Below are 25,422 nucleotides of genomic sequence, written 5' to 3' on the forward strand. Positions count from 1 at the left end.
CCGCCAAGGCGGAGCCGAACCTCCTTCTTCTCGTCAGACATCACGCGGCAGACGTCCCGTCCGTCGTGCAGGGATCATTGCGCTCGTGCGCGGGCGAACCGGCGGATCACAGTCATGAATTTCTCCAAGTTCTTCATCGATCGCCCGATCTTCGCCGGCGTGCTGTCGGCGGTGATCTTCCTCGCCGGCCTGTTGTCGATGCCGGTGCTGCCGATCTCCGAATATCCCGAAGTCGCGCCGCCGACGATCGTGGTGTCCGCCCAATATCCCGGTGCCAATCCGAAGGTGATCGCCGAGACCGTATCGACGCCGATCGAGGAGCAGATCAACGGCGTCGAGAACATGCTCTATATGAGCAGCCAGGCGACGACCGACGGCAAGATGACGCTCAACGTCACTTTTCGACTCGGCACCGATCCCGACAAGGCGCAACAGCTGGTGCAGAACCGCGTCTCGCAAGCCGAACCGCGGCTGCCGGCGGAAGTCCGTGCACTCGGCATCACCACCATCAAGAGCGCGCCCGACCTCACTATGGTCGTGCACCTGATGTCGCCGAACGACCGCTACGACATGACGTATTTGCGCAACTACGCGGTGCTCAACGTCAAGGATCGTCTGGCGCGGATTCCCGGCGTCGGCCAAGTGCAGTTGTTCGGCTCCGGCGACTATTCGATGCGGGTCTGGCTCGATCCGCAGAAGGTCGCCGAGCGCGGCCTGTCGCCGGCCGACGTGGTGCGCGAGATCCGCGCGCAGAACGTCCAGGCCGCGGCCGGGCAGGTGGGGAGCTCGCCGGGCGAGCCTGGGCTCGACCTGCAGCTCTCCGTCAATGCGCAGGGGCGGCTGCAGACCGAAGAGGAATTCGGCGAGATCATCGTCAAGAATGGCGACAACGGCGAGGTGGTGCGGCTGCGCGATGTCGCGCGGATCGAGCTTGGCGCCGCCGACTACGCGCTGCGTTCGCTGCTCAACAACAAGTCCGCGGTGGCGGTGCCGATCTTCCAGTCGCCGGGCTCGAACGCGATCCAGATCTCCGACAACGTCCGCGCGACGATGAAGGAGCTGAAGCAGAACATGCCGGACGGCGTCTCCTACGACATCGTCTATGACCCGACCCAGTTCGTCCGGGCCTCGATTGAAGCCGTGATCCACACGCTGCTCGAAGCGATCGCGCTGGTCGTGCTGGTGGTGATCCTGTTCCTGCAGACCTGGCGCGCGTCGATCATCCCGCTGATCGCGGTGCCGGTGTCCGTGGTCGGCACCTTCGCGGTGATGCACGTGTTCGGCTTCTCGATTAACGCGCTGACGCTGTTCGGCCTGGTGCTGGCAATCGGCATCGTGGTCGACGACGCCATCGTCGTGGTTGAGAACGTCGAGCGTAACATCGAACGCGGCCTGGGCCCGAAGGAGGCCGCCTACCAGGCGATGCGTGAGGTCACCGGGCCGATCATTGCGATCGCGCTGGTGCTGGTCGCGGTGTTCGTGCCGCTCGCCTTCATCACCGGCCTCACCGGGCAGTTTTACAAGCAGTTCGCCTTGACGGTGGCGATTTCGACGGTGATCTCCGCCTTCAATTCGCTGACGCTGTCGCCGGCGCTCGCCGCACTGCTGCTGAAGGGCCATGACGCACCGAAGGACGCGCTGACGAAGGCGATGGACAAGACCCTCGGCTGGTTCTTCGTTCGCTTCAATCGCTTCTTCACCCGCAGCTCGGAGGCTTATGGCGGCGGCGTTCGGCGCGTGGTGTCGCGCCGGGCAGCGGGCATGGGGCTGTATCTGCTGCTGGTCGGCGCGACGTTCTATCTGTTCCACGCGGTGCCGGGCGGGTTCGTGCCAGGGCAGGACAAGCAGTATCTGGTCGGCTTCGCGCAGCTTCCGGACGGGGCCACGCTGGACCGCACTGAGGAAGTGATCCGCCGGATGGGCGAGATCGCCCAGCAGGAGCCCGGGGTCGAGAACTCGATCCAATTTCCCGGCCTGTCGATCAACGGCTTCACCAACTCGTCGAACTCCGGCATCGTCTTCATCGGCCTTAAGGACTTCGCCGAGCGCAAGGACAAGTCGCTGAGCGGCAACGCGATCGCGCTATCGCTGAACAAGAAGTTCGCCGGTATCCAGGATGCGTTCATCGCCATGTTCCCGCCGCCACCGGTGGCGGGGCTCGGCACGATCGGCGGCTTCAAGCTGCAGATCGAGGATCGCGCGGGGCTCGGCTACGAGGCGCTCAACGAGGCGACCAAGGCGTTCGTCGCCAAGGCAAGCGCGCAGAAGGAGCTGGCGGGGCTGTTCACCAGCTATCAGATCAACGTGCCGCAACTGTACGCCGATGTCGATCGCACCAAGGCCCGGCAGCTCAACGTGCCGGTGACGTCGATCTTCGAGACCATGCAGATCTATCTCGGATCGCTCTACGTCAACGACTTCAACAAGTTTGGCCGCACGTATTCGGTGCGGGTGCAGGCCGACGCCAAGTTCAGAGCGCGGGCGGACGACATCGGCCAGCTCAAGGTGCGTTCGGAATCCGGCGAGATGATCCCGCTGTCGACGCTGTTGCGGGTCAAGGAAAGCGCCGGGCCGGAGCGGGCGATGCGCTACAACGGCTTTCTCACCGCCGACCTCAGCGGCGGTGCTGCGCCGGGTTTCTCGACCGGGCAGGCGCAGGCCGCGATCGAGCGGGTCGCCAAGGAGACGCTGCCGAAGGGTACCTCGTATGAATGGACCGAGCTGACCTACCAGGAGATCATCGCCGGCAATTCATCGCTGATCGTGTTCCCGGTGGCGCTGCTGCTGGTGTTCCTGGTGCTGGCCGCGCAATACGAAAGCCTGACGCTGCCGCTGTCGATCATCATGATCGTGCCGATGGGACTGCTCGCCGCGATGTTCGGCGTCTGGATCAGCAAGGGCGACAACAACGTCTTCACTCAGATCGGCCTCATCGTGCTGGTCGGGTTGTCGGCGAAGAACGCGATCCTGATCGTCGAGTTCGCGCGCGAGCTCGAATTCGCCGGGCGCAAGCCGATCCAGGCCGCGATCGAAGCCAGCCGCTTGCGGCTGCGGCCAATCCTGATGACCTCGATGGCGTTCATCATGGGTGTGGTGCCGCTGGTGACTTCGACCGGGGCTGGCTCTGAGATGCGCCACGCCATGGGTGTCGCGGTGTTCGCCGGCATGATCGGCGTCACGGCATTCGGCATCTTCTTCACGCCGATGTTCTACGTGCTGCTGCGCGCCCTGACCGGCAACCGGCCGCTGACGCAGCATGGCGAGGGGACGGTCGATCAAGCCGCGCCATTGTCGCCAGCCGCGCATGACGCCGAACCGCGTCGGCAAACGGCGATCGGGTCGCATCCCTGATGCGCACCGATCAGCGCAGACGGCGTGGCGGACTTACTGGACCTGTTCGGCCCGTCCGCGTGCGGACGGGGCGGCGTCCTCTCCGAGGGTCTGGCGCGCGATCCATCGCGTGACGGCGCGGAGATCGCCACCGCTGTCACGATAGGCCCGGAGCTGGGCATCGGCCGAGCTGCCGCGCTCCAGGATCTCGCGGCAGCCTTCGACCTCTTTGGCGCAGCCGAGGTCTTCGGCATGCGGCAGCACGCGAGCGATCACCTGGTCGAGAAACTCGCGGATCTCGATCGGACCATCCTTCGAGGCAAAGATGCAGTCGGTGCCGTAGCGCTGAGCACGCCACTTATTCTCCACCGCAATCGCGCGTTCGACGTTCCCGACCTTGTTGGCTGAGGCGGGATGTTCGCAGAGATACTTGATCAAAGCCCGGTACAGCGACGCGATCAGCACCGCGTCCTCAAGCCGGGTGCACACGTCGGGCGCGCGAAGCTCGAGGGTGGGGTGACGCAGCGACGGCCGCAGTGCCCACCAGACGTAGCTTTCGTCTGGCATCACGCCCGATCGCACCAACGCCTCGACATAGGCGTCGTACTCGGCCTGAGTGGTGAACAATTCCGGCAGGCCGGTGCGGGGCAATTCGTCGTAAGCGGCGAGGCGATAACCGCGCAGCCCGGTCTCCTTGGCGTTCCAGAACGGCGACGAGGTCGCCAGCGCGATGAACAGCGGCAGATAAGGGATCATTGCCCGCATCACCGCGACGCGCTCGACCGGCGGTGGGATCTGGACGTGAACATGCATGCCGCAGAGCATGTTGCGGTGACCGATGGTCCGCAGGTCCTCGATCATTTCCGCATAGCGCGGCTTCGGGCTCGGCTTGGAAAACCGCCACGACGCGGTCGGGTGGGTCGCGCTGGCCATGATCACCAATCCGTGCTGCGCCGCCGCTGCCGCCACTTCATTACGCAGGAAGCGCAGCTCCTCGCGGGCATCGCTCGGGTCGACATGGACGTTGGTGGCTACTTCGATCTGTGCCTGCAACATCTCCCGCATCGCCTGACCGCCGGTCGACCAGCTCGCGGCCTCGAACAGGATGTTCGGCGTCTGCATGGCGACTTCGAACGTCTTTGCGTCGGCGAGAAAATACTCTTCTTCGATGCCGAACGAATAGGCAGCATTGGCATCGATGCCGATCGCAGACCGGATCACCAAGTGCTGCTGATTGGCGCTCAGGTTGAGCCTGAGCTTGTCGAGGATCTTAGGATCAAACATGGGTCTGCAACCAAGCTTCGAGGAGGGCGGCCTGCCACAGCCGCGAATGACCTTTCGGACTCATTTCTGCTTCGGGATGATCGAGCATGTGATTGATGAACTCAGGACGATACAGGCCGCGGCTGCGCGCAGCGGACGAGGACAGGGTGTCGCGAACGTAGTCGAGGAATTCTCCCTGCAGATGCCGCAGGGCTGGCACCGGGAAATAGCCCTTCGGCCGGTCGATGACCTCCGCAGGAAGCAGCGCTCGGGCCGCCTTCTTGAGAATGTACTTGCCGCCGTCGCCGAGCTTGAGCGAGGTGGGCAGCCGGGCGGCGAGTTCGACCACCTCGTGGTCCAGAAATGGGACCCGCGCTTCGAGGCCATGGGCCATGGTCATGTTGTCGACCCGCTTGACCGGATCGTCGACCATCATGATTTCGGCGTCGATCTGCAGTGCCTTGTCGACCGGCGAACTCGCCGAGGTGCGGTCGAAGAAGTTCTCGACGAACTCCGAACTGTAGTCGTCCGCGACCAGATCCGGCGTCAGCAGTTTGGCGATGTCGGAGTGCTTCCAGTCGAAATACACTTCGCGATACTGGTCGGAGGCATTATTTGCGGTGAGCAGGGAAGGGTACCAGCTATAGCCGCCGAACACTTCGTCGGCGCCCTGACCGCTTTGCACCACGGTGACTCGCTTGGCGACCTCGCGGGACAATAGATAGAAGGCGACGGCGTCGTGGCTGACCATTGGCTCGGACATCGCCTGGATCGCGTCCGGCAGATGCTGCAGAGCCTCCCGGCCGTCGATCCTGATCTGCTCGTGGGCGGTGGCGAAGTGCTTCGCCACCAGATCGGAATAATAGAACTCGTCTCCGCGGTGCTCGCCGATACTGTCGAAGCCGATCGCGAAGGTTTTGACGTCGGCATGGCCGAGCCTAGCGAGCAGAGCCACGATCAGCGACGAATCGAGGCCGCCGGACAGCAAGACGCCGACCGGCACGTCAGCGACGCGGCGGCGATCGACGGCATTCAGCATCGCTTCGGTGACCGCGTCGGTCCACTCCTGCTCGGTCATCGCCCGATCGTCGCGCCGCGCGCCGACCGCAAAACTCCAATAGCGCCGCGTGGTCCTCGATCCATCGGGCTCCAAGGTGAGAATGGTGGCGGGTTCGAGCTTTCTGACACCACGCAGGATGGTGCGCGGAGGCGGCACGGCGGCGTGGAAGCTGAAGAAGTGATGCAGTCCGACTGGGTCGAGCGATGTATCCACGTCGCCGCCTGCGAGCAGCGCGGGCAGGTCGGACGCGAAGCGGAAATAGTCAGGGTGGTCGATGTAGTACAGCGGTTTGATGCCGAGGCGATCGCGCGCCAGCACGACGCGGCCGCTGTCGCGCTCCCACAGCGCAAAGGCGAACATGCCCTTGAACTTGGTGACGCAATCGGCCCCCCAGGCATGATAGCTCTTGAGGATGACTTCTGTGTCGCCTTGCGAGAAGAACCGGTAGCCGCGCTGCGACAGCTGTTCGCGTAGCTCGCGGAAATTGTAGATGCAGCCGTTGAAAACGATGCCGAGCCCGAGTTCGCTATCGATCATCGGCTGCTGCGAAGCGGCGGCCAGATCGAGAATGCTGAGGCGCCGATGGCCGAATGCCATACTGCCCTGTGCGAACAATCCTTCCGCATCAGGTCCGCGTCGATGCATCGCGCGGGTGACGGCCTTCGATGACGAAATCGAGGGCTCGCCACGCATGCGGATCTCTCCGCAGATTCCACACATCTTTCTCCGGGGCCTCCGTTGCCGATGTTTTAAGCTCGCTCGACAACATTCTGGGCAACCGTGGGTTCCTGCGGCAGATGCGTCGCCGTTGGCATGAAGGGACGAATTTCGACCGGCCGCGAGGGGCGCGAAATCAGCACGTGATTAGCAGGGACTTCGGACCAATGCTGTTCGGTGTCGAACGGCTCCGACGCAACGACCAGCGGGCCGTCATCTCGATAGTACAGGGTGTTGGCCGTGTCGTTATGCGCGAAGCGGAAGGCGTAGAGGTCGTGTCCGTTCGCCAGCGCCGACGTAAACCGCATCCGTTCGCGCAAGCCGTCTTCGTCGACCAATGCGCTCAGCGCGCGCATCACGCGCTGCGTCGCGCCGATCGGATCGTGCTCCAGGCCTTCGCCCATCATTGCCAGAAACACCGCTTCGGAATCGGTCGTGCCGAGCCGCGACGGATACAGATGATCCGGGATCATCGCCTCGACCTTGCGCCGCAGTCGGCTCCAGCTGCCGATGAAGCCGTTGTGCATGAACATCCACCGTCCGCACGCGAACGGGTGGCAGTTCTGCCGCGTCACCGCCGTTCCGGTTGCCGCACGGACGTGGGCGAAGAACATGTGCGACTGCAGGTGCCGGCAGAGATAACGCAGGTTCTCGTCCGACCACGCCGGCCGGGTCTCGCGATAGAGGCCCGGCTCGGGGTGAATGCCGTACCAGCCGAGCCCGAAGCCGTCTCCGTTGGTGCTGCCTGCGGACTCCCGGGCGCGGAGGCTCTGATTGATCAGGGAGTGGACCGGTTCGGTGACGTAGCTGTCGAATGACGTTTCTTCTCCGCGGTATGCCAGCCAGCGGCACATCGATTCACCTCGAATTTCATTTGGCGCAACGGCGCACATCCCGGGTCAACCCGAGCGCGGGAGACCAGTTCCGCAGGGGCGCTGCAAGGGGATAGGAACTGCTGTGACGGATCCGGGTTAGCGGGCACGATCCCGTCCATTGAAGCATCGCCGCGCGCATGAACATCCTCGACCCGCAAGGTCCGGTCGCGTACGGGAACTCGACCATCCTGATCGACTCGGTTGTGATCATGTTGGCGATCGTGGTGCCGACGATCGTTGCGATCCTGGCATTCGCCTTCTGGTTCCGCGCTTCCAATCCGCGCGCCAGACATCGGCCGGAGTTCACCTATTCGGGCCGGATCGAACTGGTGGTGTGGTCGATTCCGACGCTCACCATCATCCTGCTCGGCGGCGTCACCTGGATCGGATCGCATCAGCTGGATCCTGCCGCGCCGGTCGAAGGCACCGGCAGCCCGGTCCGCATCCAGGTGGTGTCGATGGACTGGAAGTGGCTGTTCATTTACCCGGATCAACGCATCGCGACGGTCAACACGCTGACCGTGCCGGTCGGCGTGTCGCTGCAGTTCGAGCTGACCTCCGCGAGCGTGATGAACGCGTTCTTCATCCCGCAGCTCGGCAGCATGATCTACACCATGAACGGCATGGTGACGCGGCTCAACCTGCGTGCTGATGCCGAGGGCGATCTGCGCGGATTGTCGTCGCATTTCAGCGGCGACGGCTTTCCCGACATGACATTTCCGGTGCACGTCGTCTCGACCATGGCGTTTCCCGACTGGGTTGCCGAGACCGCCAAAGGCGACCGCGAGCTCAACGCTGACAGCTATAAGGACCTGATGAAACAGGCACCGGAGAGCGGCACGCCGACCTATCGGCTGGCTGATCCGTTGCTGTTTCACGCGATCAGCACCCAGCAAATCCCGCCACAGCCGGGGCCGCGGCCGACCGAACAAGGCGCGCCGTCCCACATCGAAGCGAATTGGGGAGCCAACGCGATATGCTCGGCAAGCTCGACTGGTCGGCCATTCCGATTGATCAGCCAATCCCGCTGATTGCGGCGGCGATCGTGATGGCGGCGATCCTTGCCACGCTGCTGTGGGCGGGGATCAAGGGCCACTTTCCGTATCTTTGGCATGAATGGATCACCAGCGTCGATCACAAGCGGATCGGCGTGATGTACGTGCTGCTGGCGATGGTGATGCTGCTGCGCGGCGGCACCGATGCGATCATGATGCGGACCCAGCAGGCGGTCGCTTACCAGTCGCCGGGATATCTGCAACCCGAGCACTACAACCAGATCTTCTCGGCGCACGGCACGATCATGATCTTCTTCGTCGCCATGCCGTTCGTGATCGGGCTGATGAACCTGGTGGTGCCGTTGCAGCTCGGCGTCCGTGACGTGGCGTTTCCGACTTTGAACTCGGTCGGGTTCTGGTTGACCGCGAGCGGAGCGCTGCTGGTGAACCTGTCGCTGGTGATCGGCGAATTCGCCCGCACCGGCTGGCTGCCGTTTCCGCCGCTCTCCGAGCTGAGCTATTCGTTCGGCGTCGGCGTCGACTATTACGCCTGGGCGCTGCAGATCTCCGGCATCGGCACGCTGGTGGCCGGGATCAACCTCGTCACCACGGTGCTCAAGCTGCGGACTCGCGGCATGACCTACTTGCGGATGCCGATGTTCTGCTGGACGACACTGGCCTCGAATCTGCTTATCGTCGCGGCGTTCCCGATCCTGACCGCCACCTTGGCGATGCTGCTGCTCGATCGCTACCTCGGCTTCCACTTCTTCACCAACGAAGGCGGCGGCAACATGATGATGTTTATGAACCTGATCTGGGCCTGGGGGCACCCGGAGGTTTACATCCTGGTGCTGCCGGCGTTCGGCGTGTTCTCCGAAGTGGTGTCGACGTTCTCGGGCAAGCCGCTGTTCGGCTATCGCTCGATGGTGCTGGCGACGATGGCGATCTGCATCATCTCGTTCATGGTGTGGCTGCACCACTTCTTCACCATGGGGGCGGGGGCCACCGTCAACGCGGTGTTCGGCATCGCCAGCATGATCATCGCGGTGCCGACCGGCGTGAAGATCTACAACTGGCTGTTCACGATGTATGGCGGCCGGATCCGGTTCGAGACGCCGATGCTGTGGGCGGTCGGGTTCATGGTGACGTTCATCATCGGAGGCCTCACCGGCGTTCTGGTTGCGGTGCCGCCGGCCGACTTTCAGCTCCACAACAGCATGTTTCTGGTGGCGCATTTCCATAACGTCATCATCGGCGGCGTGCTGTTCGGTGCGTTCGCCGGCTACACCTACTGGTTTCCCAAGGCGTTCGGCTTCCGCCTGCACGAGGGGCTCGGCAAGGCCGCGTTCTGGTTCACGCTGATCGGCTTCTACGTCACCTTCATGCCGCTCTATGTCGCCGGCCTGCTCGGCATGACGCGCCGGTTGCAGCACTACGACGTCGCCGCGTGGCATCCTTGGATGATCGTGGCGGCGATCGGCACCGGGATCATCAGCATCGGCGTGATACTGCAGATCGTGCAGTTCGTCGTCAGTATCCGCCACCGCGACGAGTTGCGCGATCGCACCGGCGATCCGTGGGATGGCCGTTCGCTGGAATGGGCCACCGCGTCGCCGCCGCCGGTGTTCAATTTCGCGGTCACCCCTGATGTTACGGGTGAGGATGCGTATTGGGCCGCGAAGCAGAAGGCGCAGGAGCACGGTCTCGAAACCCGCAAGCAGGACTATCGGGACATCGAGATGCCGCGCAACTCGCCGACCGGCATCGTCTGCGCGTTCTTCGCCACGGTGATGGGCTTTGCGATGGTGTGGCACATCTGGTGGATGGTGGTGCTCGGGGGGATCGGCGCGTTTGCCACCTTCGTGGTGTTCGCCTGGCGCGACCACGACGAATACGTCATTCCCGCCGGCGAGGTGGAACGGATCGACCGCGCCAATATCGCCGAGCGCAAGGCTGCGCTGAGCGCCGTGGCCGCGTCATGACCGAGGTCGCGCTGTCCCACGGTCAGGCAGACCCGCACCATCTGGGCGGGCTGCAGTCGGTCGGCGCCAGCCACGCCGGGCCGGCCTCGAAACGGATCGTGGCCGGCTACGGCTTCTGGATCTTCCTATTGTCCGACATCGTGATGTTCTCGTGCTTCTTTGCGAGCTACGCGGTGCTGTCGGGCGCCACCGCCGGCGGGCCAGCCGGTGCGCAGCTGTTTGATCTCCGCAACGTCGCAATCGAGACGGCTTGCCTGCTGCTCTCGAGCTTCACCTGCGGCATGGCGAGCCTCGCCGCTGCGGTCGGCAGCCAGCGCTGGTTTCAGGTCGCGATGGCGGCGACCGGCATGCTCGGCGCGGCGTTTCTCGGACTGGAGCTGCGCGAGTTTGCCGACCTGGTGGAGCAGGGGGCCGGCCCGACCCGCAGTGCGTTTCTCTCGGCCTTCTTCACGCTGGTCGGCTGCCACGGCCTGCACGTTACCGCGGGTGTGCTGTGGCTGCTGACGATGATGGCTCAGGTGTTCGCCAAGGGCTTCCGGGCCGACATCTGCCGGCGCCTATTGTGTTTCGCGCTGTTCTGGCACGCGCTCGACATCATCTGGGTGGCGATCTTTTCGATGGTCTATCTGTTGGGGAGCGGCACATGAGCGAGCAGCGAAGCGGCCACGGCGGCGAGCTCTATGACGTCGCGCCCGGCGATGAAGAGGAAGTCCGCATCGGCCCGCGACTGCTCGGCTATGGCGTCGGGCTCGGCCTGTCGGTCCTGCTCACCGCGACGTCGTTCTTCATCGCCGGCACGGATCTGGTGTGGCAGCCGAGCATTCCGGTGGCGATCGCGGTGCTGGCGATCGCTCAGATGGGCGTGCAGCTCGTTTTCTTCCTGCACATCACCACCGGTCCCGATAACACCAATAACGTGCTGGCGCTCGCCTTCGGCAGCCTGATCGTGCTGCTGGTGGTCGGCGGCTCGATCTGGATCATGGGCCACCTCAATCACAACATGATGCCGATGGAGCAGATCATGCGGATGGGCGGCTGAGGCAACCCGATCAGCTCGGCGCGCCGAGAGGTACGCGAACAAACAGCGCGGTGCCGTGTCCGGTTTCGGTTTCCAGTTCGACGGTGCCGTCGACCAAGGCAAGTCGCTCCCGCATGCCGACAAGTCCGAGCCGGCGGGACGAATGCTCGTCGGCCTGTTCAGGAGGGATGCCGCAGCCGTCGTCCTCGATGATGCAGATCACGTCGCTGCCGCGGAATTCGAGGATCACGCCGACCCGGGTCGCATGGGCGTGGCGGACCACATTGGTGATGCCTTCCTGCACGATCCTGTACAGCGCGCTTTCGATATCGGCCGGTAGCCGTCGTTCGCCGAGACCGAGATGCAGATCGAACACCAGGCTGCAATGCGGCTCCCAGCTCGCGACCAGTTGAGACACGGCGTCTTCGAGCCCGAGCGTGTCGAGCGCGGTCGGCCGTACTTCCCATGCCACCCTGTGCAGGCTGGTGCTGAGATCGTTGACGATGTGCTTCAGCGACGCGACCTTTTCGGCGAGGCTGGCGGCCGTGGGCGTGCCGCGCGCGAGCGCATCCAGGCCGAATTGAACCAGGGTGACCATCTGACCGAGGTTGTCGTGCAACTCGCGTGCGATGCGTTTGCGCTCGGTTTCCTGGTCGATCATGGTCTGCCGCAGCACCTTGAGCACGTCGGCTTCGGCCGCGGCGCGGCGTTCGCTCTGCACGACCAGCTTCCGCGCCGTGGTGCGGCATTCCACCAGCCGGCGGTCGAGGGTCGCCAGTGTTCTTGCCTGACGGGTCGCGTAGCGCATGGCCCGTTCGAGCACGATGGCATCGAACTCACCCTTGACCAGATAGTCATTGGCGCCGACCTCGGTCGCCGCCTGATCGACCATCGGGTCGCCGTGGCCGGTCAGCACGATGATCGGCTTGATGTTGCCGCGATCGCGCGCGTCGCGGACCAGATCGAGCCCGCTGCGCGGACCGAGGCGAAAGTCGACGAGATAGAGGTCGTGCTCCTTGCGATCGATCGCGGCCGCCGCCTCGTCGAACCGCGATACCCAGTCGAGCGTTGCCCGAAACCCGGGGATCTTCTGCAGCATCCGCTGCATCGTCAGGTATTCGATCTCCGCATCGTCGACGAGCAGGATTCGGGACGCGATCGCGCTCACGGCCGATAAGCCTCAGTGGTCGGAAGAGAGGCCGTGTTCATCCAGAAGTGCCAGAGCGAGCGGATCGCCTCGACGTAGTCGGCGATATTGGCCGGCTTGACCAGATAGGCGTTGAAGCCGATCGAATAGGCTTCCGTGATGTGCTTGGCGCTTTCCGACGTCGACAGTGCAATCACCACCAGATGCCGCACCGTCTCGTCCTGCCGCAACAGCCGCACGACTTTCCGGCCGTCGAGCCGCGGCATGTTGAGGTCGAGCAGTACGAGTGCAGGGGTGGGGGCGTCCGCGCGGCCTGCGAACCGGTTGCGGCCATAGATGTAATCCAGCGTCTGCTCGCCATCGCTGACGAAGCGGAGATCGGCGGCAATCGAGGCCCGCGCGAAGACTTCGGTCAGGATCAGCTTGTCGTAGTCGTGGTCTTCCGCCACCAGCACCGTCGGAAGCGTGCGCTCGCGGGTCATTTCAGCTCTCCGTCGTGTCCTGCTCGCGCAACGGCAGCGTGAAGGTGAACACCGATCCCTGTCCGACGTGGCTCTTTGCCGAAATCGTGCCGCCGTGCCGATGGACGATCTTGCGGCAGATCGCCAGGCCAATTCCGGTGCCTTGATATTCGTCCGGACCGTGGAGGCGCTGAAAAGGCTCGAAGATCTGCTCGCGGTATTGCTCATCGAATCCAATGCCGTTGTCGGCGATCGTGATGCGCGCTCTCCGTATGTTCGCGCCAGCAGGCGCCGGCGGCAGCGGCGGGCTATCGATCGTCGCTGCGATGGTCACGCGAGGCAGCCGCTCGGCATCGCGATACTTCACCGCATTGCTGATCAGGTTCTGCATCAGTTGCCGGATCTGGCTGCCGTCGCATAGCACCGTGGGAAGCGGCTCCGAGACGACTTCGGCACGTGCATCCTGCAGCATCGGCTTCAGATCGGACAACACCTCGGCCAAAATCTGGTTGAGGTCGACCGGTTGCAGCGGCCGGGCCTGCCGGCCGATCCTGGAGTATTCGGCCAGATCGTTGATCAGCGCGCGCAACCGGCGCGACGACGCCTCGATCCCATTCACCATCACGCTGAGGCGGCTCCGCGCTTCAGGGAGCAATAGATCGCTCAACAAGCCGGCGAATGCTTCGATGTGGCGCAGCGGCTCCTTGAGGTCGTGGGCCGCGACATAGGCGAACGATTCCAGCTCGTCATTACTGCGGGATAGTTCGCGGTTGGCATTCTCCAGTTCTTCGGCGCGGCCGAGAATAACATCGACCACGAGGTCGCGGATCTCTTCCGCCGCGACGATCTCATGGCTACGCCAAGGGCGCGATCGGTCGCGGACTTCCTCGCGCCAAGCCTCGAACGACGCGCGGGTCTGTAGGCGCTTGCCCCGCGGGCCGATCTGGACCGGCTTGTGCGGATCGCCACCCCAGGTCACGGTCTGCGCCACTTCCGGCCGGAACCACAGCATCAGCGTCGTCGAGGCCCGCCCCAGGGGCACGGCGAGCAGGCCGCTGGCGATGTCGGAATACACCTCGGCCTCGGGAAAGCTCGCCGAGAGCTGTTGGGTCTGAAAGATGCCGCGCGACTCGCGGTGCGACAGCCATGACGCCAGAGCCTGGATCTCGTCGGCGGATGGGGTTCGTCCGAAGGCGGTGACACCGTCGAAGCTGCTCAGCGCAAATCCAGACGCGCCCATCAAGGTGAGCATTTCCTCGCTGACGCGGCTGAGGCCGGCGGTGAGGCCTTGCTCGTCGCCCAGCTCGTGCAGCAGCCTGTTCTGGATGGCGCGCATCCTGACGCTGTGGCGGACGATTTCGGCTTCCTCGAGCACGCCGATCTGCCAGGTCAGCACCTGGGCGATCAGTTCGCAGGCCTGCCGGACTTCGTAGGAGACGAAGCGCGGCGTCAGATTATGGCAGGAGATCATGCCCCAGAGTCGGCCGTCGCGCACGATCGAGATCGACATCGCGGCGTGCATCCCCATGTTGACCATGTACTCGAGATGCGTCGGGGATACGCTGCGCAGCACCGAGAAGCTGAGATCGATCGGGCCGCCCACCCGCGGGTTGACGTCAGGCACCAGCGGCGAGGGGCGATACGCGATGTTCGGAATGATGCGGACGGGATTGATCGTGTACAGCGCGCGCGATTGCGCGGGGATGTCGGACGACGGAAAGTGAAAGTCCATCAGCGACGGAATTCCGGTGTCACGGTCTTCGGCGATCACCTGACCGCTCCAGTCGGCCGCGAACCGGTACACCTTGATCCGGTCGAATCCGGTGATGCGGCGGACTTCGCTGGCTGCAATCCGGCAGGCGGCCGGCAAATCGGCGGCGGTCTGCAGACGACGGATCGCCACGCGCACGCTGCGGAAGAACTCGTTAGTGTAGCGCGACTCGTCGCGTGGCTCGAGTTCGAGAATGATCAGAGAGTCGTGCCGGTGCAGAATGCCGTTGAACGCGCGTTCTCCTTCGGACGTCGCGACGTCCACACGGATCGGGTTCATGGCCGCCGTATCGCCGCCGTAGAGAACGTGCGTCAGCCGCGCGAAGCTGGCAGCGGTGATGTGGTTGGCGATCGATGCGTCAAGCAGCGCAGCAGGCGGCTGCCCGAGCAGATCCCCCACGTTGGCGCTGACGGATACGATCCGCAGATCGGCATCGACCAACGCGAACAGGTAGCCGTGGGGTTGGATCGCGCCGGGAATGTGAATCGGCTCGCGGTCGCACTCGGTGAGATCAAGCGCGAGCCGGCCGCTCGGATCGGTCACGGCTGCGCCGGGCGGGCCCTGATTTGATGACGAGCTCATCGTTCGTCCTGCCCATGATCGCCCGCAACCGGCAGCGTGAACCAGAAGGTCGAACCTTTCCCTGCAATGGTGTCGACGCCGACACGTCCGCCGTGACGCTGAACGATCTTACGACAGATCGCGAGACCGATTCCGCTGCCCTCGTAGTCGTCTGGACCGTGCAGCCGCTGGAACGGTTCGAACACCTGATCGATATATTTCTTGTCGAAGCCGATGCCGTTGTCGGTGACGCAGATCCGGATGGCCGGCTCCACTCCGATCTCGGGGCGCCCGCCATTGTCGTCCGGTTCTGCATAGACGTGAATTCGGCAGGGCCGCGCCGGATCGCGATATTTGAGCGAGTTCGCGATCAGATTCTGCAACACCTGACGGATCTGGTTATGGTCGCAGCGCGCGAACGGCAGCCGGTCGGCCTGGATCTCGGCGCGTGCTTCCGCAATCCGCGGCTGCAGGTCGGCCAACACTTCGTTGAGGACCGTTTCGAGCGACACCCAGGACAGCGGCTTCGATCGGCGGCCGAGCTGCGAAAATTCGGCCAGATCGTTGATCAGGTTGCGCAGCCGCCGCGACGATTTCTCGATGCCGCTGACCATGACGCCGAGGCGCTCATCCCCCATTTCGTGGATGTTGTCGGCGAGCAGGCCGGCGAATGCCTCGATATGGCGAAGCGGCTCCTTGATGTCGTGCGAGGCCACGTGGGCGAACGATTCCAGCTCCTCGTTGCTGCGGGCGAGCTGGGTGTTGATGCGTTCCAGCTTTTCGGTGTTGCGCAGAATGACGTCGATGATCAGGTCGCGGATTTCAACCGCGGCAGCAACCTCGTGCGGCTGCCATGCGATTGCTCGGCCGTGGGTCTGCTCGGTCCAAGCTGCAAACGAGGTGCGCGGCCGCAGGCGCCCGGATTCAGCCGTCACCGACTTGTCGGGATTGCCCGCCCAATACACCGTCTGCGCCACTTCGGGCCTGAACCACAGCATCACCCGGCGGGGCGGTGTGCGCGACAGGGGTACGGCGAGAACGCCACTCGCGACTTCGGCGCAGGCGCTGGCTTCCGGAATGATGGTCGACAACCTGTCGGTCTGGAATAGTTCGCTGCCGCCGGAGCGGCCGGCCAGTTGCGCCAGTTGATCGATGATCGGCGAGGGTGGGGTCTGCCCGATCGTGATCACGCCTTCGCGGCTATGCAGGCAAAGGCCGGATGCTCCCATCAGCTCAAGCAGCGCTTCGCTGTTGCGCGCCAGTCCGGCTCGATGATCGTGCAGTTGTTCGATGTCGTTGATCAGGCTGCGCTGAATCGCCTGGCCCTTAAGCGTCTGCCGTGTGATCGCTTGCTCTTCCATCACCCCGATCTGCCAGGCCAGCACCTGGGCGACCAATTCGCAGGCCTGACGGCCGTCGAGATCGACGTAGTTCGGCTTGCGGTGATGGCAGGCGATCAGCCCCCACAGCCGCTCGCCTCGCAGAATCGAGATCGACATCGTGCCGTGCATCCCGATATTGCGCATGTATTCGAGATGCACGGGCGACACGCTGCGCAGGATGGCAAAGCTGAGATCGATCGACCGCCCGGTGATCGGATTGAGGCTTGGTGTGACCGGCACCGGCCGATAATTGATATCGGGAATGATCCGGACCGGGTTGATCGTGTAGAGCCGGCGCGCCTGCGCCGGGATGTCGGAGGCCGGAAAGTGCAGGCCGAGATACGACTCGACCTCGGCGCATCGATTCTCTGCGATCACTTCGCCGCTGAAGTCGGGAGCGAAGCGATAGATCATCACCCGATCGAATCCGGTGATCTCGCGCACCTCTTGCGCGGCGGCCGCGCAAGCGGTTTCCAGCGTCTCGGCGGCCTGCAGGCGGCGGATGGCGCTGTTGGTACGGCGAAAGAACGCCTGCGGCTCTGCGACGTCCAGCTGCGGAGGCTCGAGTTCAAGGAAGACGAGCTGATCGTGGCGGTGCCAGGAGCCGACGAAGTCACCGCCCTTTCGCACCGAGAATCCGACCGCGATTGGCGCTCCCACGGCTGCTCCCGGCTCGGCCAAGGCAATCGTCAACCGGTTGTGGGTTTCGGAATCGAAGATATCGGCCGCTGAACGGCCGATCAGGTCGCCGATTGCCAGTCCGGTGAGTTCGGGAAGGTTGTCGCTGGCGGCGACGACCGTCATGTCGGCGGCGAGGGCGAGCAGCAGTCCATGCGGCTGGATAGCACCCGGGATATGGATCGGCTCGTCGTCGCAGGTCGATAGGTCGGGCTGCCTGGCGACGGATCCTTCGGTCATTGCATTCCCGCCTGAGTGTCGATTGCTGGGCACGCAGCGTCTTGTGCCGCCCTTCAACGACCTATGCCGCCTGAATGCTGGCCCGCCATGGCGCGCACCGTTTTGCGCAAGATCAAGAGGATGAGGGAAGGTCTGCCGCTGCCGACCAAATTGGTAATAAAATGCCAATCTTCGGCGCTCCCTGTCGACCCGTCGGATTCTGCAGAACGGGAGACTGCGCTGTCTACAACCCGGAATTTTCCAGCCAGCCCATGTCCAGCGCGAAGCGGATCAGTTCGACGCGGTTGGTGAAGCCCAGCTTCTCCATCGCGCGCGCCTTATAGGTCTCGACGCTCTTCGGCCCAACCTGCAGCTTGGCGGAGATCACCTTGTTGCTGTGCCCGACCGACGCCAGCCGGAGCACATCCAACTCGCGGGAGCTGAGATGCGAGATCTGGCTGGTTTCGCCGAGATTTGTCGGCGCGGCATGGACGACTCTGCCCAGCGCCTGACCGGCGATCGCCGGATCGAGATACACGCCACCCTTGGCCACCGCGTGAATTCCACGGATCAGTTCATCGGTGGCCGATCGCTTGAGAATGTAGCCGGCGACGCCGAGCTTCAGCAGCCGGCGCAGATTGGCACCGTCTTCCTGCACCGAGACGACGACGACGCGGGCCTTCGGACGGGCTGCGAGGTACTTCTGGATAACCTCCATGCCATACATGCCCGGCATCGACAGATCGAACACGGCCACGTCCGGCTGCAGTTCGATCGCCCGACGGAGCGCTGTCGGACCATCCGCTGCTTCGCCAACGACTTCAAACTCGGGATCGGCTTGGAGCAGCATCTTCATCCCGCTCAAGACCACCGGATGATCGTCCGCGATGAAAATCCGGAGATGTCCCTGATGCACCCGTCGCGTGAGTTTCTGATCCATCGTCCGCACCATCCACCACACAAGATCGCGGTCCCGAAAGCGTTCTCGCTGCCCCTGATCTTCCTAGCGAAAACTACACCCGGCGGTGTCGTGGTCGGTTGGCGCAAATCAAATCGGAACGTCAGGAAATCCTGACGATGGAGTCCAACATCCAGCATCGTACGGACGGTCCGCTTCTGTCGGCCCAAATTGACGCTTCGAGACGTCGGCGTAAGTTCAGCCCGCGTCCTGATCACAGAATCTTGATGATTATCGGGGCGGGGCGCACGAGAGCCGAGCTGAGACGCTTCCGAGATTTCGGATGCAGACAGCGAAGCGATCATCAGATCCATTGCTGACACCGCGAGCACTCGTTCGGCGTAGCAGTGAACAACTACCTGCGTGCGGGTTCAGCACGAAACTGATCGTTAGTCTCTTAGGAGGTTATCCATGGTAGACGATCCGAACAAGGTCTGGCCGACTGGGCTGACCATCGCGGAATCGGAAGAGCTCCACAAGCACGTGATCGATGGTTCGCGCATTTTCGTGGCCATCGCGATCGTGGCGCATTTCCTGGCGTATGTTTACTCGCCCTGGCTGCACTAAGGAGTATCGAAGATGAATCAAGGTCGTATCTGGACTGTCGTGAAGCCGACCGTCGGTCTCCCGCTGCTGCTCGGCAGCGTCGCCGTCATGGCCTTCCTGGTCCACTTCGCTGTGCTGACGCACACCTCCTGGGTTGCGAAGTTCATGAACGGTAAGGCTGCCGCGATCGAGAGCTCGATCAAGGCCGTCTAAGACAGTCTCTGACTGTTGCTGCGGTGGCTGGGATCCGAGGATCCCCGCTACCGCGGTCAGCCAGGCTTCCTGGCTCTTCCCTGGTTCCTGCGCGCTTTCCGACCGCGCGCTGGTGTCGGTTGATCTGCCCGGGACGTGAAGGAGAGATGCCATGACGTTTCAAGTCATTCTCTGCTACGAGACCGTCCGCCAGGTTGCGGGTCTGGAATCTGAATTGAAGACGAACGGTTTCGACAAGGCTCAGGTTCTTCCGAACGGGACCGTGCCGAACCGCGGCAGCATTGCCGATCTCACCAATGCGATCAGCAAGCTCGGCGTCCTGCGCGCGACCGCTGCGGGCCTGGCCGAAACGATCAGCCGAGGCGGTGCTGTTGCGATCGTGCCTGCGCATTTCGGTGCGGGCGGCAAGGCCACCGAAATCATGAAGAAGTACAATCCGATCGTCAACAAACCGGCTGCCAAGCCGCGTGCATGGGACGATGCGGCTCCGTTCTCGTCGCTGCTGCGTCTGCCGGTGCTGAGTAAATCGCAGCCGTTCAAAGGACATTCCGGCACGCCGTTGATCATCGAGCAGCAGGGCGCTTACCGCTCGAATTCGGGCGAGCCTCTGGTGATCAAGCAGACCGGAGGCTACCGCTCGATGTCAGGGACGCCTCTGCTGCTCGACGGCGACACCTATAAGTCGTTCTCGGGAACACCTTTGTTGGTCGAACAGAAGGGCGCCTACAGTTCGTTCTCCGGCACGCCTCTTCTGGTGGACAGCAACACGCTGTTCCTGACCAGAGCCTGAGTGCGGAGCCGACCGTCCATTTTCCCTCTGCCGGCAGTGTTTTCAGCCATCACTGTCGACAGTCCGCGGTAACTCGAAGATTTAGCGAGCCTGCCATCTCGCCCACCTCCCGAGTTGCTTACGGCGCAGGCGGCACTCTTGAGGTGCCGCCTGCGGACTCGGACATCCTTCCTCCCAACCTGTTGCATTGCTGCCGCTTCGAGTCCTCTTGCGGGGCGTCCTTGCCCGCAGGGGCATGTGGCCGCCAGATGACGTCATCCGACATCGTCCCTGGCGCCTGTGTGCCGCATCGCGCGACCGCGTTGGCCGTCGGCAACGCCGCGTGAATGGGATATCGATGGAAGAGAGGATTTGTAGACGATCGGCGCCCGACCGCATTCGTCAGGTGCGAGGTCATGGCCTCGTCGATCGGCCGTCAACGCCGGCAAGGGCAACAAGGGAGATCGGGAGGGAGCTCCGAGGTCTCGGACTCTCCAGGAGGACAGAGCCGTCGCTGCGGGCTCCCTCCGTCACTCAGGAACGGGAAGTTACTTCTTAGCCGGCGCGGCCGGCGCCGCTGGTGCGGGCGCCGCAGCGACGGACTTACCGTTCATGAAAGCGGCTACCCAGGAGGTGTTTTCGAGTACCGCGAAATGCACGGCAAAAGCCATGACGGCCACGCTGCCGAGCAGCAACGGAAGACCGACTGTCGGACTGACAACGGTCCAGATACGACCTTGATTCATCTCAGTGGCTCCTTAGTGCAGCCAAGGCGAATACACATACGCGAGGAAGTGCGCCACGATCGCGATCGCCACGAAGATGCGCGCGCCATCGATCACGTGCTTGTGGATCTCCTCGGATTCCGCAATCGTCAGACCCGTGGGCCAGACCTTTTTCGAATCGTCGACCATTAGATGACCCTCTTGTTGCGTCGCGTAGTTCACGCGACCGCGCTGTGACACTAGGCCGGCGCGATGCGTAGTAAATCGGGGATGACATGAGGGGTGGTCCGTCTGAACACGGACTCGTGATCGTCACGTCAGGAAATCCCTCTAAGAGCCGAGGCTGGTCAGGAAACGAATGGTACGTATTACCGGCGGTGAGCACGGGCAGCCATCGCATCTGGCCATGCGGCGGGCGAGTCCTGGAGGTGACCGATGCCGGCGTTGGGGGCTGAGATTCGGGTCAAGCCGATCCCGGTGTTTTGCGCGGGTGAAGCTGTGCGAAAAGAAGCGGTCGGGCCGCCTGTTGGGCCTGGCAGAAGCCCGATATAAAGATCTCATAAAGAACCGTCGGGCCCGATATAGGAGCCGTATAGGCGTAGCTACGATTGCGTGCCGCGGTGTCTTGACGCCGTGTCCGCCGTAATTTCAGGGTGCCGGAAACTGCGGGCAGGTGGCCCGCTGAACGTCACAGGGCGCCATGACTGAAGCCGTTTCCGACGTCACCATCGCGAAGGACTCTCCCAAGCCGAACTCGTTCTGGACGCTCGCCTTGGGGTCGATCGGCGTCGTTTACGGCGATATCGGCACCAGCCCGCTCTATGCGTTGAAGGAGAGTCTCACCGCCGCGTCCGCGGGCGGCGCGCTGACGCAAGAGATGGTCTTCGGCGTGCTGTCGCTGATGCTGTGGACGCTGCTGATCATCGTCACCTTGAAATACGTGCTGCTGATCATGCGCGCCGACAACCACGGCGAGGGCGGCACACTGACCTTGATGGCGCTGCTGCAGAGCGTGATGCGGCGTCGGTTCGCGGCGATCTCGCTGCTCGGCATGGCCGGCGCCGCGTTGTTCTACGGCGACGCCATCATCACGCCGGCGATCTCGGTGCTGTCCGCCGTGGAAGGCCTGAAGCTGGTTGCGCCGGGCTTCGATCCGTACATCCTGCCCCTCAGCATGGCGATCCTGGTCGGGCTGTTTCTGGTGCAGAGCTGGGGCACTGCGGCCGTTGCGACGTGGTTCGGGCCGTTGATGCTGATCTGGTTCGGCCTGATGGCGGTTGCCGGCACCGCCAATCTGATCGGCAATCTCCATATCCTCGGTGCGGTCAATCCGATCTACGGTATCGAGTTTCTGCTGCATCACGGCCATGCCGGCCTGCTGGCGCTCGGTGCGGTGTTCCTGACAGTGACCGGCGCCGAGGCGCTATACGCCGACATGGGGCATTTCGGCCGGCGGCCGATCCAGGTGGCGTGGCTGGTGCTGGTGTTTCCGTCGCTCGCGCTATGCTACCTGGGGCAGGGCGCGATGTTGCTGTCGTATCCGGAGCGGCTGGAGAACCCGTTCTTCCTGCTGTTTCCGGATTGGGCGCTGCTGCCGATGGTCTGGATCGCGACGGGCGCCACGATCATCGCCAGCCAGGCGGTGATTTCTGGCGCCTATTCGCTGACCCAGCAGGCGATCCAGCTCGGGCTACTGCCGCGGATGGAGATCCGGCGCACGTCCGAGACCGAGAAGGGGCAGATCTACATTCCCCGCGCCAACTGGCTGCTCCTGATCGCGGTGCTGTATCTGGTATTCGCGTTCAAATCCTCGAGCGCGCTGGCGTCGGCCTACGGAATTGCCGTCACCGGCACGATGGTGCTGACCAGCATCATGGCGTTCTTCGTGATGCGGAAGTGTTGGCATTGGCCAGCGGCGGTCGCGACCGCGGTGATCGTGCCGTTCCTGATCATCGACCTGATCTTCCTGATGGCCAATCTGCTCAAGATCGTCGATGGCGGCTGGATCCCGTTGATGATCGGCGTCGGCCTGATGGGCGTAATGGTGACGTGGCGCCGTGGCTCCAAGATCGTGGCGCGGAAGACCGTTCGGGACGAAATCGATCTGAACGATTTCATCGCCTCGATCTCGGCCTCGTCGTCGATCAGCCGGGTTCGCGGCACCGCCGTGTTCCTGACCGGCAACCCGAACTCGACGCCGACTTCGCTGATGCACAACCTCAAGCACAACAAGGTGCTGCACGAGAAGAACGTGATCCTGCGGGTCGTGACCGAAGACGTCCCGCGCGTCAGCGAGGACGCACGGCTTAGCTATGAGCCGGTCAACGACAGCTTCGCCAAGATCACCATTCGGTTCGGCTATATGGAGACGCCGGACGTTCCTAAGGCGCTTGTGGCGTGCCGGCCGCTCGGCTTCGCCTTCGACATGATGAGCACGTCGTTCTTCCTGTCGCGGCGGGTGATCCGTCAGGCAACCCCGTCCGAGATGCCGCGGTGGCAAGGCCTGCTGTTCGTCAACATGGCGAAATGGTCCGACGACGCCAGCCTGTATTTCAAGATCCCGACCGGCCGCGCGGTCGAAGTCGGAATGCAGATCACGGTGTGACGGACCGCGACGCCTGAGAAGCTAAGCGCAGCACTCCACGAGCAGGCGGGTGGGCGGCTGAAGCCTGGATGAGCGCTCGCGCGCCGCCGCCGCGGCGTTCGCCTATATGGCTTTCCTATATCTTCGGCGCTGAAGCGATCTCGAAAACCTACGCCGCAAGTGGCACCTCGGCTGGGTACGAGTTGGGCGCGTCGACGACGTGGCCCGTCGCAGAAGAGGCCTTCAATGTCCGACATTCTGATGCTGGCGTTATGCGCCGGACTGTTCACGCTGGCGATCGGTTACGCCTATGCGTGCGAGCGTCTGTAGGAGAGCGGCGATGACGATCGATTACGCCCTGGCGGGCGCCGTGACCGCGGCACTGCTCGCCTATCTCACTTACGCGCTGCTGCGTCCCGAACGGTTCTGAGTTCGGCCCGGACGCACAACAAGGACGACTTTCATGACCTTCATTGGTTGGTGTCAAATCGCGCTGTTCGCGGCCATCGTGGTCGCGCTGGTCAAGCCGCTAGGCTGGTACATGACCCGTGTGTTCGCGGGCGAGTGGACGCCGTTGACGGCCGTGCTGCGCCCGGTCGAGACTGTGCTGTATCGCGCGGCTGGGGTCGATCCGAAGCAGGAACAGCATTGGCTGACGTTTACGCTCGCCATGCTGCTGTTCCACATCGGCGGCTTCGTCATCATCTACGCCGTGCTACGTTTGCAGGCGCTGCTTCCGTTCAATCCGGCGGAGCAGGGTGCGGTGGCGCCGGACCTGGCGTTCAACACCGCGATCAGCTTCCTGACCAACACCAACTGGCAGAATTACGGCGGCGAGAGCACGCTGTCCTATCTGTCACAGATGCTGGCGCTGACGCACCAGAACTTCTTGTCTGCCGCGACTGGCATCGTTTTGGCGATGGCGTTGATCCGCGGATTTTCGCGTGCATCGGTGCGGACCGTCGGCAATTTCTGGGTCGATATCACCCGCTGCACGCTGTACGTGCTGCTGCCGATCTGCATTCCCTATGCGCTGTTCCTGGTCTGGCAGGGCATGCCACAGACCTTGGGCAGTTACGTCGACGCGACCACGCTCGAAGGTGCCAAGCAGACGATTGCGGTGGGCCCGGTAGCTTCGCAGGTCGCGATCAAGATGCTCGGCACCAATGGTGGTGGCTTCTTCAATGCCAATGCCGCGCATCCGTTCGAGAACCCGACCGCGCTTTCTAACTTCGTCCAGATGTTGTCGATCTTCGTGCTCGGTGCCGCGCTGACCAACGTGTTCGGCCGGATGGTTGGCAATCAGCGGCAGGGCTGGGCCATTCTTGGCGTTATGGGCGTGTTGTTCGTGGTCGGCGTCGGGATCGCCTACTGGGCCGAGGCTTCCGGAACGGCGACGCTTGATGCGCTCGGGATCACCGGGGGCAACATGGAAGGCAAGGAAGTCCGGTTCGGCATCGTGGCGTCGGCGCTGTTCGCCGTGGTGACCACCGCCGCCTCCTGCGGCGCGGTGAACGCGATGCACGACTCCTTCACCGCGCTCGGCGGCATGATCCCGCTGATCAATATGCAGCTCGGCGAGATCATCGTCGGCGGTGTCGGCGCCGGCCTCTACGGCATGCTGCTGTTCGTGGTGCTGGCGATCTTCGTCGCTGGCCTGATGGTCGGCCGTACGCCGGAATACGTCGGCAAAAAGATCGAGGCCCGTGAAGTGAAGATGGCGATGCTGGCGATCCTGGTGCTGCCGCTGATGTATCTCGGCTGGACCGCGGTCGCCGTCGTGCTGCCGTCGGCGGTCGCCTCGATGGGCAATGCCGGGCCGCACGGCTTCAGTGAGGTGCTGTACGCCTTCACCTCGGCGACCGCGAACAACGGGTCGGCGTTCGGCGGGCTCACCGGCAACACCTTCTTCTACAACCTCACCTTGGCGACCGCGATGTTCGTCGGCCGCTTCATGCTGATCGTGCCGACGATGGCGATCGCCGGATCGCTTGCGGGCAAGAAGCTGGTGCCGCCATCGGCCGGCACGCTGCCGACCACCGGCGGGCTGTTCGTCGGCCTGGTGGTCGGCGTGATCCTGATCATCGGCGGCCTGACCTTCTTCCCGGCGCTCGCGCTCGGCCCGGTCGTCGAGCAGCTCTCGATGACCGCCAAGACCCTGTTCTGAG

The 25,422-nt window shown here is 63.5% G+C and carries 21 protein-coding genes; 11 read left to right on the forward strand and 10 right to left on the reverse strand.

The window, feature by feature from the left end:
• The first annotated feature begins 114 nt into the window (after nucleotides 1–114).
• Nucleotides 115–3,351 carry an efflux RND transporter permease subunit gene (locus DY467_RS06710; protein ID WP_164634771.1) on the forward strand — a complete coding sequence of 1,079 codons (3,237 nt, stop codon included), beginning with the start codon at nucleotides 115–117 and terminating at the stop codon, nucleotides 3,349–3,351.
• A 33-nt stretch (nucleotides 3,352–3,384) separates the two neighbouring features.
• On the opposite strand, the gene DY467_RS06715 is transcribed toward DY467_RS06710, so the two are convergent.
• From DY467_RS06715 to DY467_RS06725, 3 genes are read right to left on the reverse strand one after another with little or no spacing between them, the layout of a single operon-like run.
• The gene (locus DY467_RS06715) at nucleotides 3,385–4,614 is read right to left on the reverse strand and encodes a carboxylate-amine ligase (RefSeq protein WP_164634773.1); all 1,230 of its coding nucleotides are present in this window, start codon (nucleotides 4,612–4,614) and stop codon (nucleotides 3,385–3,387) included.
• Nucleotides 4,607–6,373 (reverse strand): N-acetylglutaminylglutamine amidotransferase, encoded by a 1,767-nt coding sequence (locus tag DY467_RS06720; protein ID WP_164634775.1) that lies wholly within the window; start codon nucleotides 6,371–6,373, stop codon nucleotides 4,607–4,609. Before DY467_RS06720 ends, DY467_RS06715 begins: the two co-directional genes overlap by 8 nt.
• Nucleotides 6,374–6,402: 29 nt before the next feature.
• Entirely contained in the window at nucleotides 6,403–7,224 is an 822-nt protein-coding gene (locus tag DY467_RS06725; protein ID WP_164634777.1) for a class II glutamine amidotransferase, read from the reverse strand.
• Nucleotides 7,225–7,382: 158 nt separating this feature from the next.
• Here DY467_RS06725 and DY467_RS06730 point away from each other — a divergent pair, with 158 nt between their 5' ends.
• The 4 genes from DY467_RS06730 to cyoD are packed head-to-tail and all read left to right on the forward strand — an operon-like array spanning nucleotide 7,383 to nucleotide 11,261.
• Nucleotides 7,383–8,276, forward strand: a complete 894-nt coding sequence (locus DY467_RS06730) for a cytochrome ubiquinol oxidase subunit II family protein (RefSeq protein ID WP_246701476.1) — start codon at nucleotides 7,383–7,385, stop codon at nucleotides 8,274–8,276.
• The gene (cyoB, locus tag DY467_RS06735; protein WP_164634779.1) at nucleotides 8,222–10,222 is read left to right on the forward strand and encodes a cytochrome o ubiquinol oxidase subunit I; all 2,001 of its coding nucleotides are present in this window, start codon (nucleotides 8,222–8,224) and stop codon (nucleotides 10,220–10,222) included. The genes DY467_RS06730 and cyoB overlap by 55 nt, the downstream gene beginning before the upstream one ends.
• Nucleotides 10,219–10,869 carry a cytochrome (ubi)quinol oxidase subunit III gene (locus tag DY467_RS06740; protein ID WP_107344896.1) on the forward strand — a complete coding sequence of 217 codons (651 nt, stop codon included), beginning with the start codon at nucleotides 10,219–10,221 and terminating at the stop codon, nucleotides 10,867–10,869. Before cyoB ends, DY467_RS06740 begins: the two co-directional genes overlap by 4 nt.
• Nucleotides 10,866–11,261: a cytochrome o ubiquinol oxidase subunit IV gene (cyoD, locus tag DY467_RS06745; protein WP_164634781.1), complete on the forward strand. Its 396-nt coding sequence runs from the start codon at nucleotides 10,866–10,868 to the stop codon at nucleotides 11,259–11,261. The genes DY467_RS06740 and cyoD overlap by 4 nt, the downstream gene beginning before the upstream one ends.
• A gap of 10 nt (nucleotides 11,262–11,271) precedes the next feature.
• Here the strand turns inward: cyoD and DY467_RS06750 are convergent, their stop codons facing one another.
• The 5 genes from DY467_RS06750 to DY467_RS06770 all read right to left on the reverse strand — a co-directional run bounded on the left by DY467_RS06750 (nucleotide 11,272) and on the right by DY467_RS06770 (nucleotide 18,399).
• Nucleotides 11,272–12,408 carry an ATP-binding response regulator gene (locus tag DY467_RS06750; protein ID WP_164634783.1) on the reverse strand — a complete coding sequence of 379 codons (1,137 nt, stop codon included), beginning with the start codon at nucleotides 12,406–12,408 and terminating at the stop codon, nucleotides 11,272–11,274.
• The gene (locus DY467_RS06755) at nucleotides 12,405–12,869 is read right to left on the reverse strand and encodes a response regulator (protein WP_107344893.1); all 465 of its coding nucleotides are present in this window, start codon (nucleotides 12,867–12,869) and stop codon (nucleotides 12,405–12,407) included. The genes DY467_RS06750 and DY467_RS06755 overlap by 4 nt, the downstream gene beginning before the upstream one ends.
• Before the next feature lies 1 nt (nucleotide 12,870).
• The gene (locus tag DY467_RS06760; RefSeq protein ID WP_164634785.1) at nucleotides 12,871–15,201 is read right to left on the reverse strand and encodes an ATP-binding protein; all 2,331 of its coding nucleotides are present in this window, start codon (nucleotides 15,199–15,201) and stop codon (nucleotides 12,871–12,873) included.
• Nucleotides 15,198–17,480, reverse strand: a complete 2,283-nt coding sequence (locus tag DY467_RS06765) for an ATP-binding protein (protein WP_164634787.1) — start codon at nucleotides 17,478–17,480, stop codon at nucleotides 15,198–15,200. The genes DY467_RS06760 and DY467_RS06765 overlap by 4 nt, the downstream gene beginning before the upstream one ends.
• Before the next feature lie 223 nt (nucleotides 17,481–17,703).
• The gene (locus DY467_RS06770; protein ID WP_502706441.1) at nucleotides 17,704–18,399 is read right to left on the reverse strand and encodes a response regulator; all 696 of its coding nucleotides are present in this window, start codon (nucleotides 18,397–18,399) and stop codon (nucleotides 17,704–17,706) included.
• A 429-nt stretch (nucleotides 18,400–18,828) separates the two neighbouring features.
• Between DY467_RS06770 and pufB (DY467_RS06775) the strand changes: the two genes are divergently transcribed.
• The 3 genes from pufB (DY467_RS06775) (at nucleotide 18,829) to DY467_RS06785 (ending at nucleotide 19,966) form a co-directional block, all read left to right on the forward strand.
• Entirely contained in the window at nucleotides 18,829–18,984 is a 156-nt protein-coding gene (gene pufB, locus DY467_RS06775; RefSeq protein WP_011158560.1) for a light-harvesting antenna LH1, beta subunit, read from the forward strand.
• Between the two features lie 12 nt (nucleotides 18,985–18,996).
• Nucleotides 18,997–19,176: a light-harvesting protein gene (locus DY467_RS06780; RefSeq protein WP_164634789.1), complete on the forward strand. Its 180-nt coding sequence runs from the start codon at nucleotides 18,997–18,999 to the stop codon at nucleotides 19,174–19,176.
• Nucleotides 19,177–19,327: 151 nt separating this feature from the next.
• Complete coding sequence (locus DY467_RS06785; RefSeq protein WP_164634791.1) at nucleotides 19,328–19,966, forward strand: hypothetical protein; 639 nt, start codon at nucleotides 19,328–19,330, stop codon at nucleotides 19,964–19,966.
• A gap of 527 nt (nucleotides 19,967–20,493) precedes the next feature.
• On the opposite strand, the gene DY467_RS06790 is transcribed toward DY467_RS06785, so the two are convergent.
• Nucleotides 20,494–20,691 (reverse strand): light-harvesting protein, encoded by a 198-nt coding sequence (locus DY467_RS06790; protein WP_107344888.1) that lies wholly within the window; start codon nucleotides 20,689–20,691, stop codon nucleotides 20,494–20,496.
• Nucleotides 20,692–20,703: 12 nt separating this feature from the next.
• Nucleotides 20,704–20,859 carry a light-harvesting antenna LH1, beta subunit gene (gene pufB, locus DY467_RS06795; RefSeq protein WP_011158557.1) on the reverse strand — a complete coding sequence of 52 codons (156 nt, stop codon included), beginning with the start codon at nucleotides 20,857–20,859 and terminating at the stop codon, nucleotides 20,704–20,706.
• A gap of 511 nt (nucleotides 20,860–21,370) precedes the next feature.
• On the opposite strand from pufB (DY467_RS06795), the gene DY467_RS06800 reads away from it, so the two are divergent.
• The 3 genes from DY467_RS06800 to kdpA all read left to right on the forward strand — a co-directional run bounded on the left by DY467_RS06800 (nucleotide 21,371) and on the right by kdpA (nucleotide 25,421).
• Nucleotides 21,371–23,275 carry a potassium transporter Kup gene (locus DY467_RS06800; RefSeq protein WP_164634793.1) on the forward strand — a complete coding sequence of 635 codons (1,905 nt, stop codon included), beginning with the start codon at nucleotides 21,371–21,373 and terminating at the stop codon, nucleotides 23,273–23,275.
• A gap of 319 nt (nucleotides 23,276–23,594) precedes the next feature.
• Nucleotides 23,595–23,684 (forward strand): K(+)-transporting ATPase subunit F, encoded by a 90-nt coding sequence (locus DY467_RS06805; RefSeq protein WP_107344886.1) that lies wholly within the window; start codon nucleotides 23,595–23,597, stop codon nucleotides 23,682–23,684.
• 33 nt (nucleotides 23,685–23,717) lie between these two features.
• Nucleotides 23,718–25,421 (forward strand): potassium-transporting ATPase subunit KdpA, encoded by a 1,704-nt coding sequence (gene kdpA / locus DY467_RS06810; RefSeq protein WP_164634795.1) that lies wholly within the window; start codon nucleotides 23,718–23,720, stop codon nucleotides 25,419–25,421.
• Nucleotide 25,422 lies beyond the last annotated feature (1 nt).

Source organism: Rhodopseudomonas sp. BR0G17 (assembly GCF_010907025.1).
In the GTDB taxonomy this organism is placed as follows: Bacteria; Pseudomonadota; Alphaproteobacteria; order Rhizobiales; family Xanthobacteraceae; genus Rhodopseudomonas; species Rhodopseudomonas palustris_H.

Bases quoted from the DNA above. Each gene is read 5' to 3' on its own strand.
- DY467_RS06710 (WP_164634771.1), top strand. From the start codon at position 115: ATGAATTTCTCCAAGTTCTTCATCGATCGCCCGATCTTCGCCGGCGTG.
- DY467_RS06715 (WP_164634773.1), bottom strand. From the start codon at position 4,614: ATGTTTGATCCTAAGATCCTCGACAAGCTCAGGCTCAACCTGAGCGCC.
- DY467_RS06720 (WP_164634775.1), bottom strand. From the start codon at position 6,373: ATGTGTGGAATCTGCGGAGAGATCCGCATGCGTGGCGAGCCCTCGATT.
- DY467_RS06725 (WP_164634777.1), bottom strand. From the start codon at position 7,224: ATGTGCCGCTGGCTGGCATACCGCGGAGAAGAAACGTCATTCGACAGC.
- DY467_RS06730 (WP_246701476.1), top strand. From the start codon at position 7,383: ATGAACATCCTCGACCCGCAAGGTCCGGTCGCGTACGGGAACTCGACC.
- cyoB (WP_164634779.1), top strand. From the start codon at position 8,222: ATGCTCGGCAAGCTCGACTGGTCGGCCATTCCGATTGATCAGCCAATC.
- DY467_RS06740 (WP_107344896.1), top strand. From the start codon at position 10,219: ATGACCGAGGTCGCGCTGTCCCACGGTCAGGCAGACCCGCACCATCTG.
- cyoD (WP_164634781.1), top strand. From the start codon at position 10,866: ATGAGCGAGCAGCGAAGCGGCCACGGCGGCGAGCTCTATGACGTCGCG.
- DY467_RS06755 (WP_107344893.1), bottom strand. From the start codon at position 12,869: ATGACCCGCGAGCGCACGCTTCCGACGGTGCTGGTGGCGGAAGACCAC.
- DY467_RS06760 (WP_164634785.1), bottom strand. From the start codon at position 15,201: ATGAGCTCGTCATCAAATCAGGGCCCGCCCGGCGCAGCCGTGACCGAT.
- DY467_RS06765 (WP_164634787.1), bottom strand. From the start codon at position 17,480: ATGACCGAAGGATCCGTCGCCAGGCAGCCCGACCTATCGACCTGCGAC.
- DY467_RS06770 (WP_502706441.1), bottom strand. From the start codon at position 18,399: ATGGATCAGAAACTCACGCGACGGGTGCATCAGGGACATCTCCGGATT.
- pufB (WP_011158560.1), top strand. From the start codon at position 18,829: ATGGTAGACGATCCGAACAAGGTCTGGCCGACTGGGCTGACCATCGCG.
- DY467_RS06780 (WP_164634789.1), top strand. From the start codon at position 18,997: ATGAATCAAGGTCGTATCTGGACTGTCGTGAAGCCGACCGTCGGTCTC.
- DY467_RS06785 (WP_164634791.1), top strand. From the start codon at position 19,328: ATGACGTTTCAAGTCATTCTCTGCTACGAGACCGTCCGCCAGGTTGCG.
- DY467_RS06790 (WP_107344888.1), bottom strand. From the start codon at position 20,691: ATGAATCAAGGTCGTATCTGGACCGTTGTCAGTCCGACAGTCGGTCTT.
- pufB (WP_011158557.1), bottom strand. From the start codon at position 20,859: ATGGTCGACGATTCGAAAAAGGTCTGGCCCACGGGTCTGACGATTGCG.
- DY467_RS06800 (WP_164634793.1), top strand. From the start codon at position 21,371: ATGACTGAAGCCGTTTCCGACGTCACCATCGCGAAGGACTCTCCCAAG.
- DY467_RS06805 (WP_107344886.1), top strand. From the start codon at position 23,595: ATGACGATCGATTACGCCCTGGCGGGCGCCGTGACCGCGGCACTGCTC.
- kdpA (WP_164634795.1), top strand. From the start codon at position 23,718: ATGACCTTCATTGGTTGGTGTCAAATCGCGCTGTTCGCGGCCATCGTG.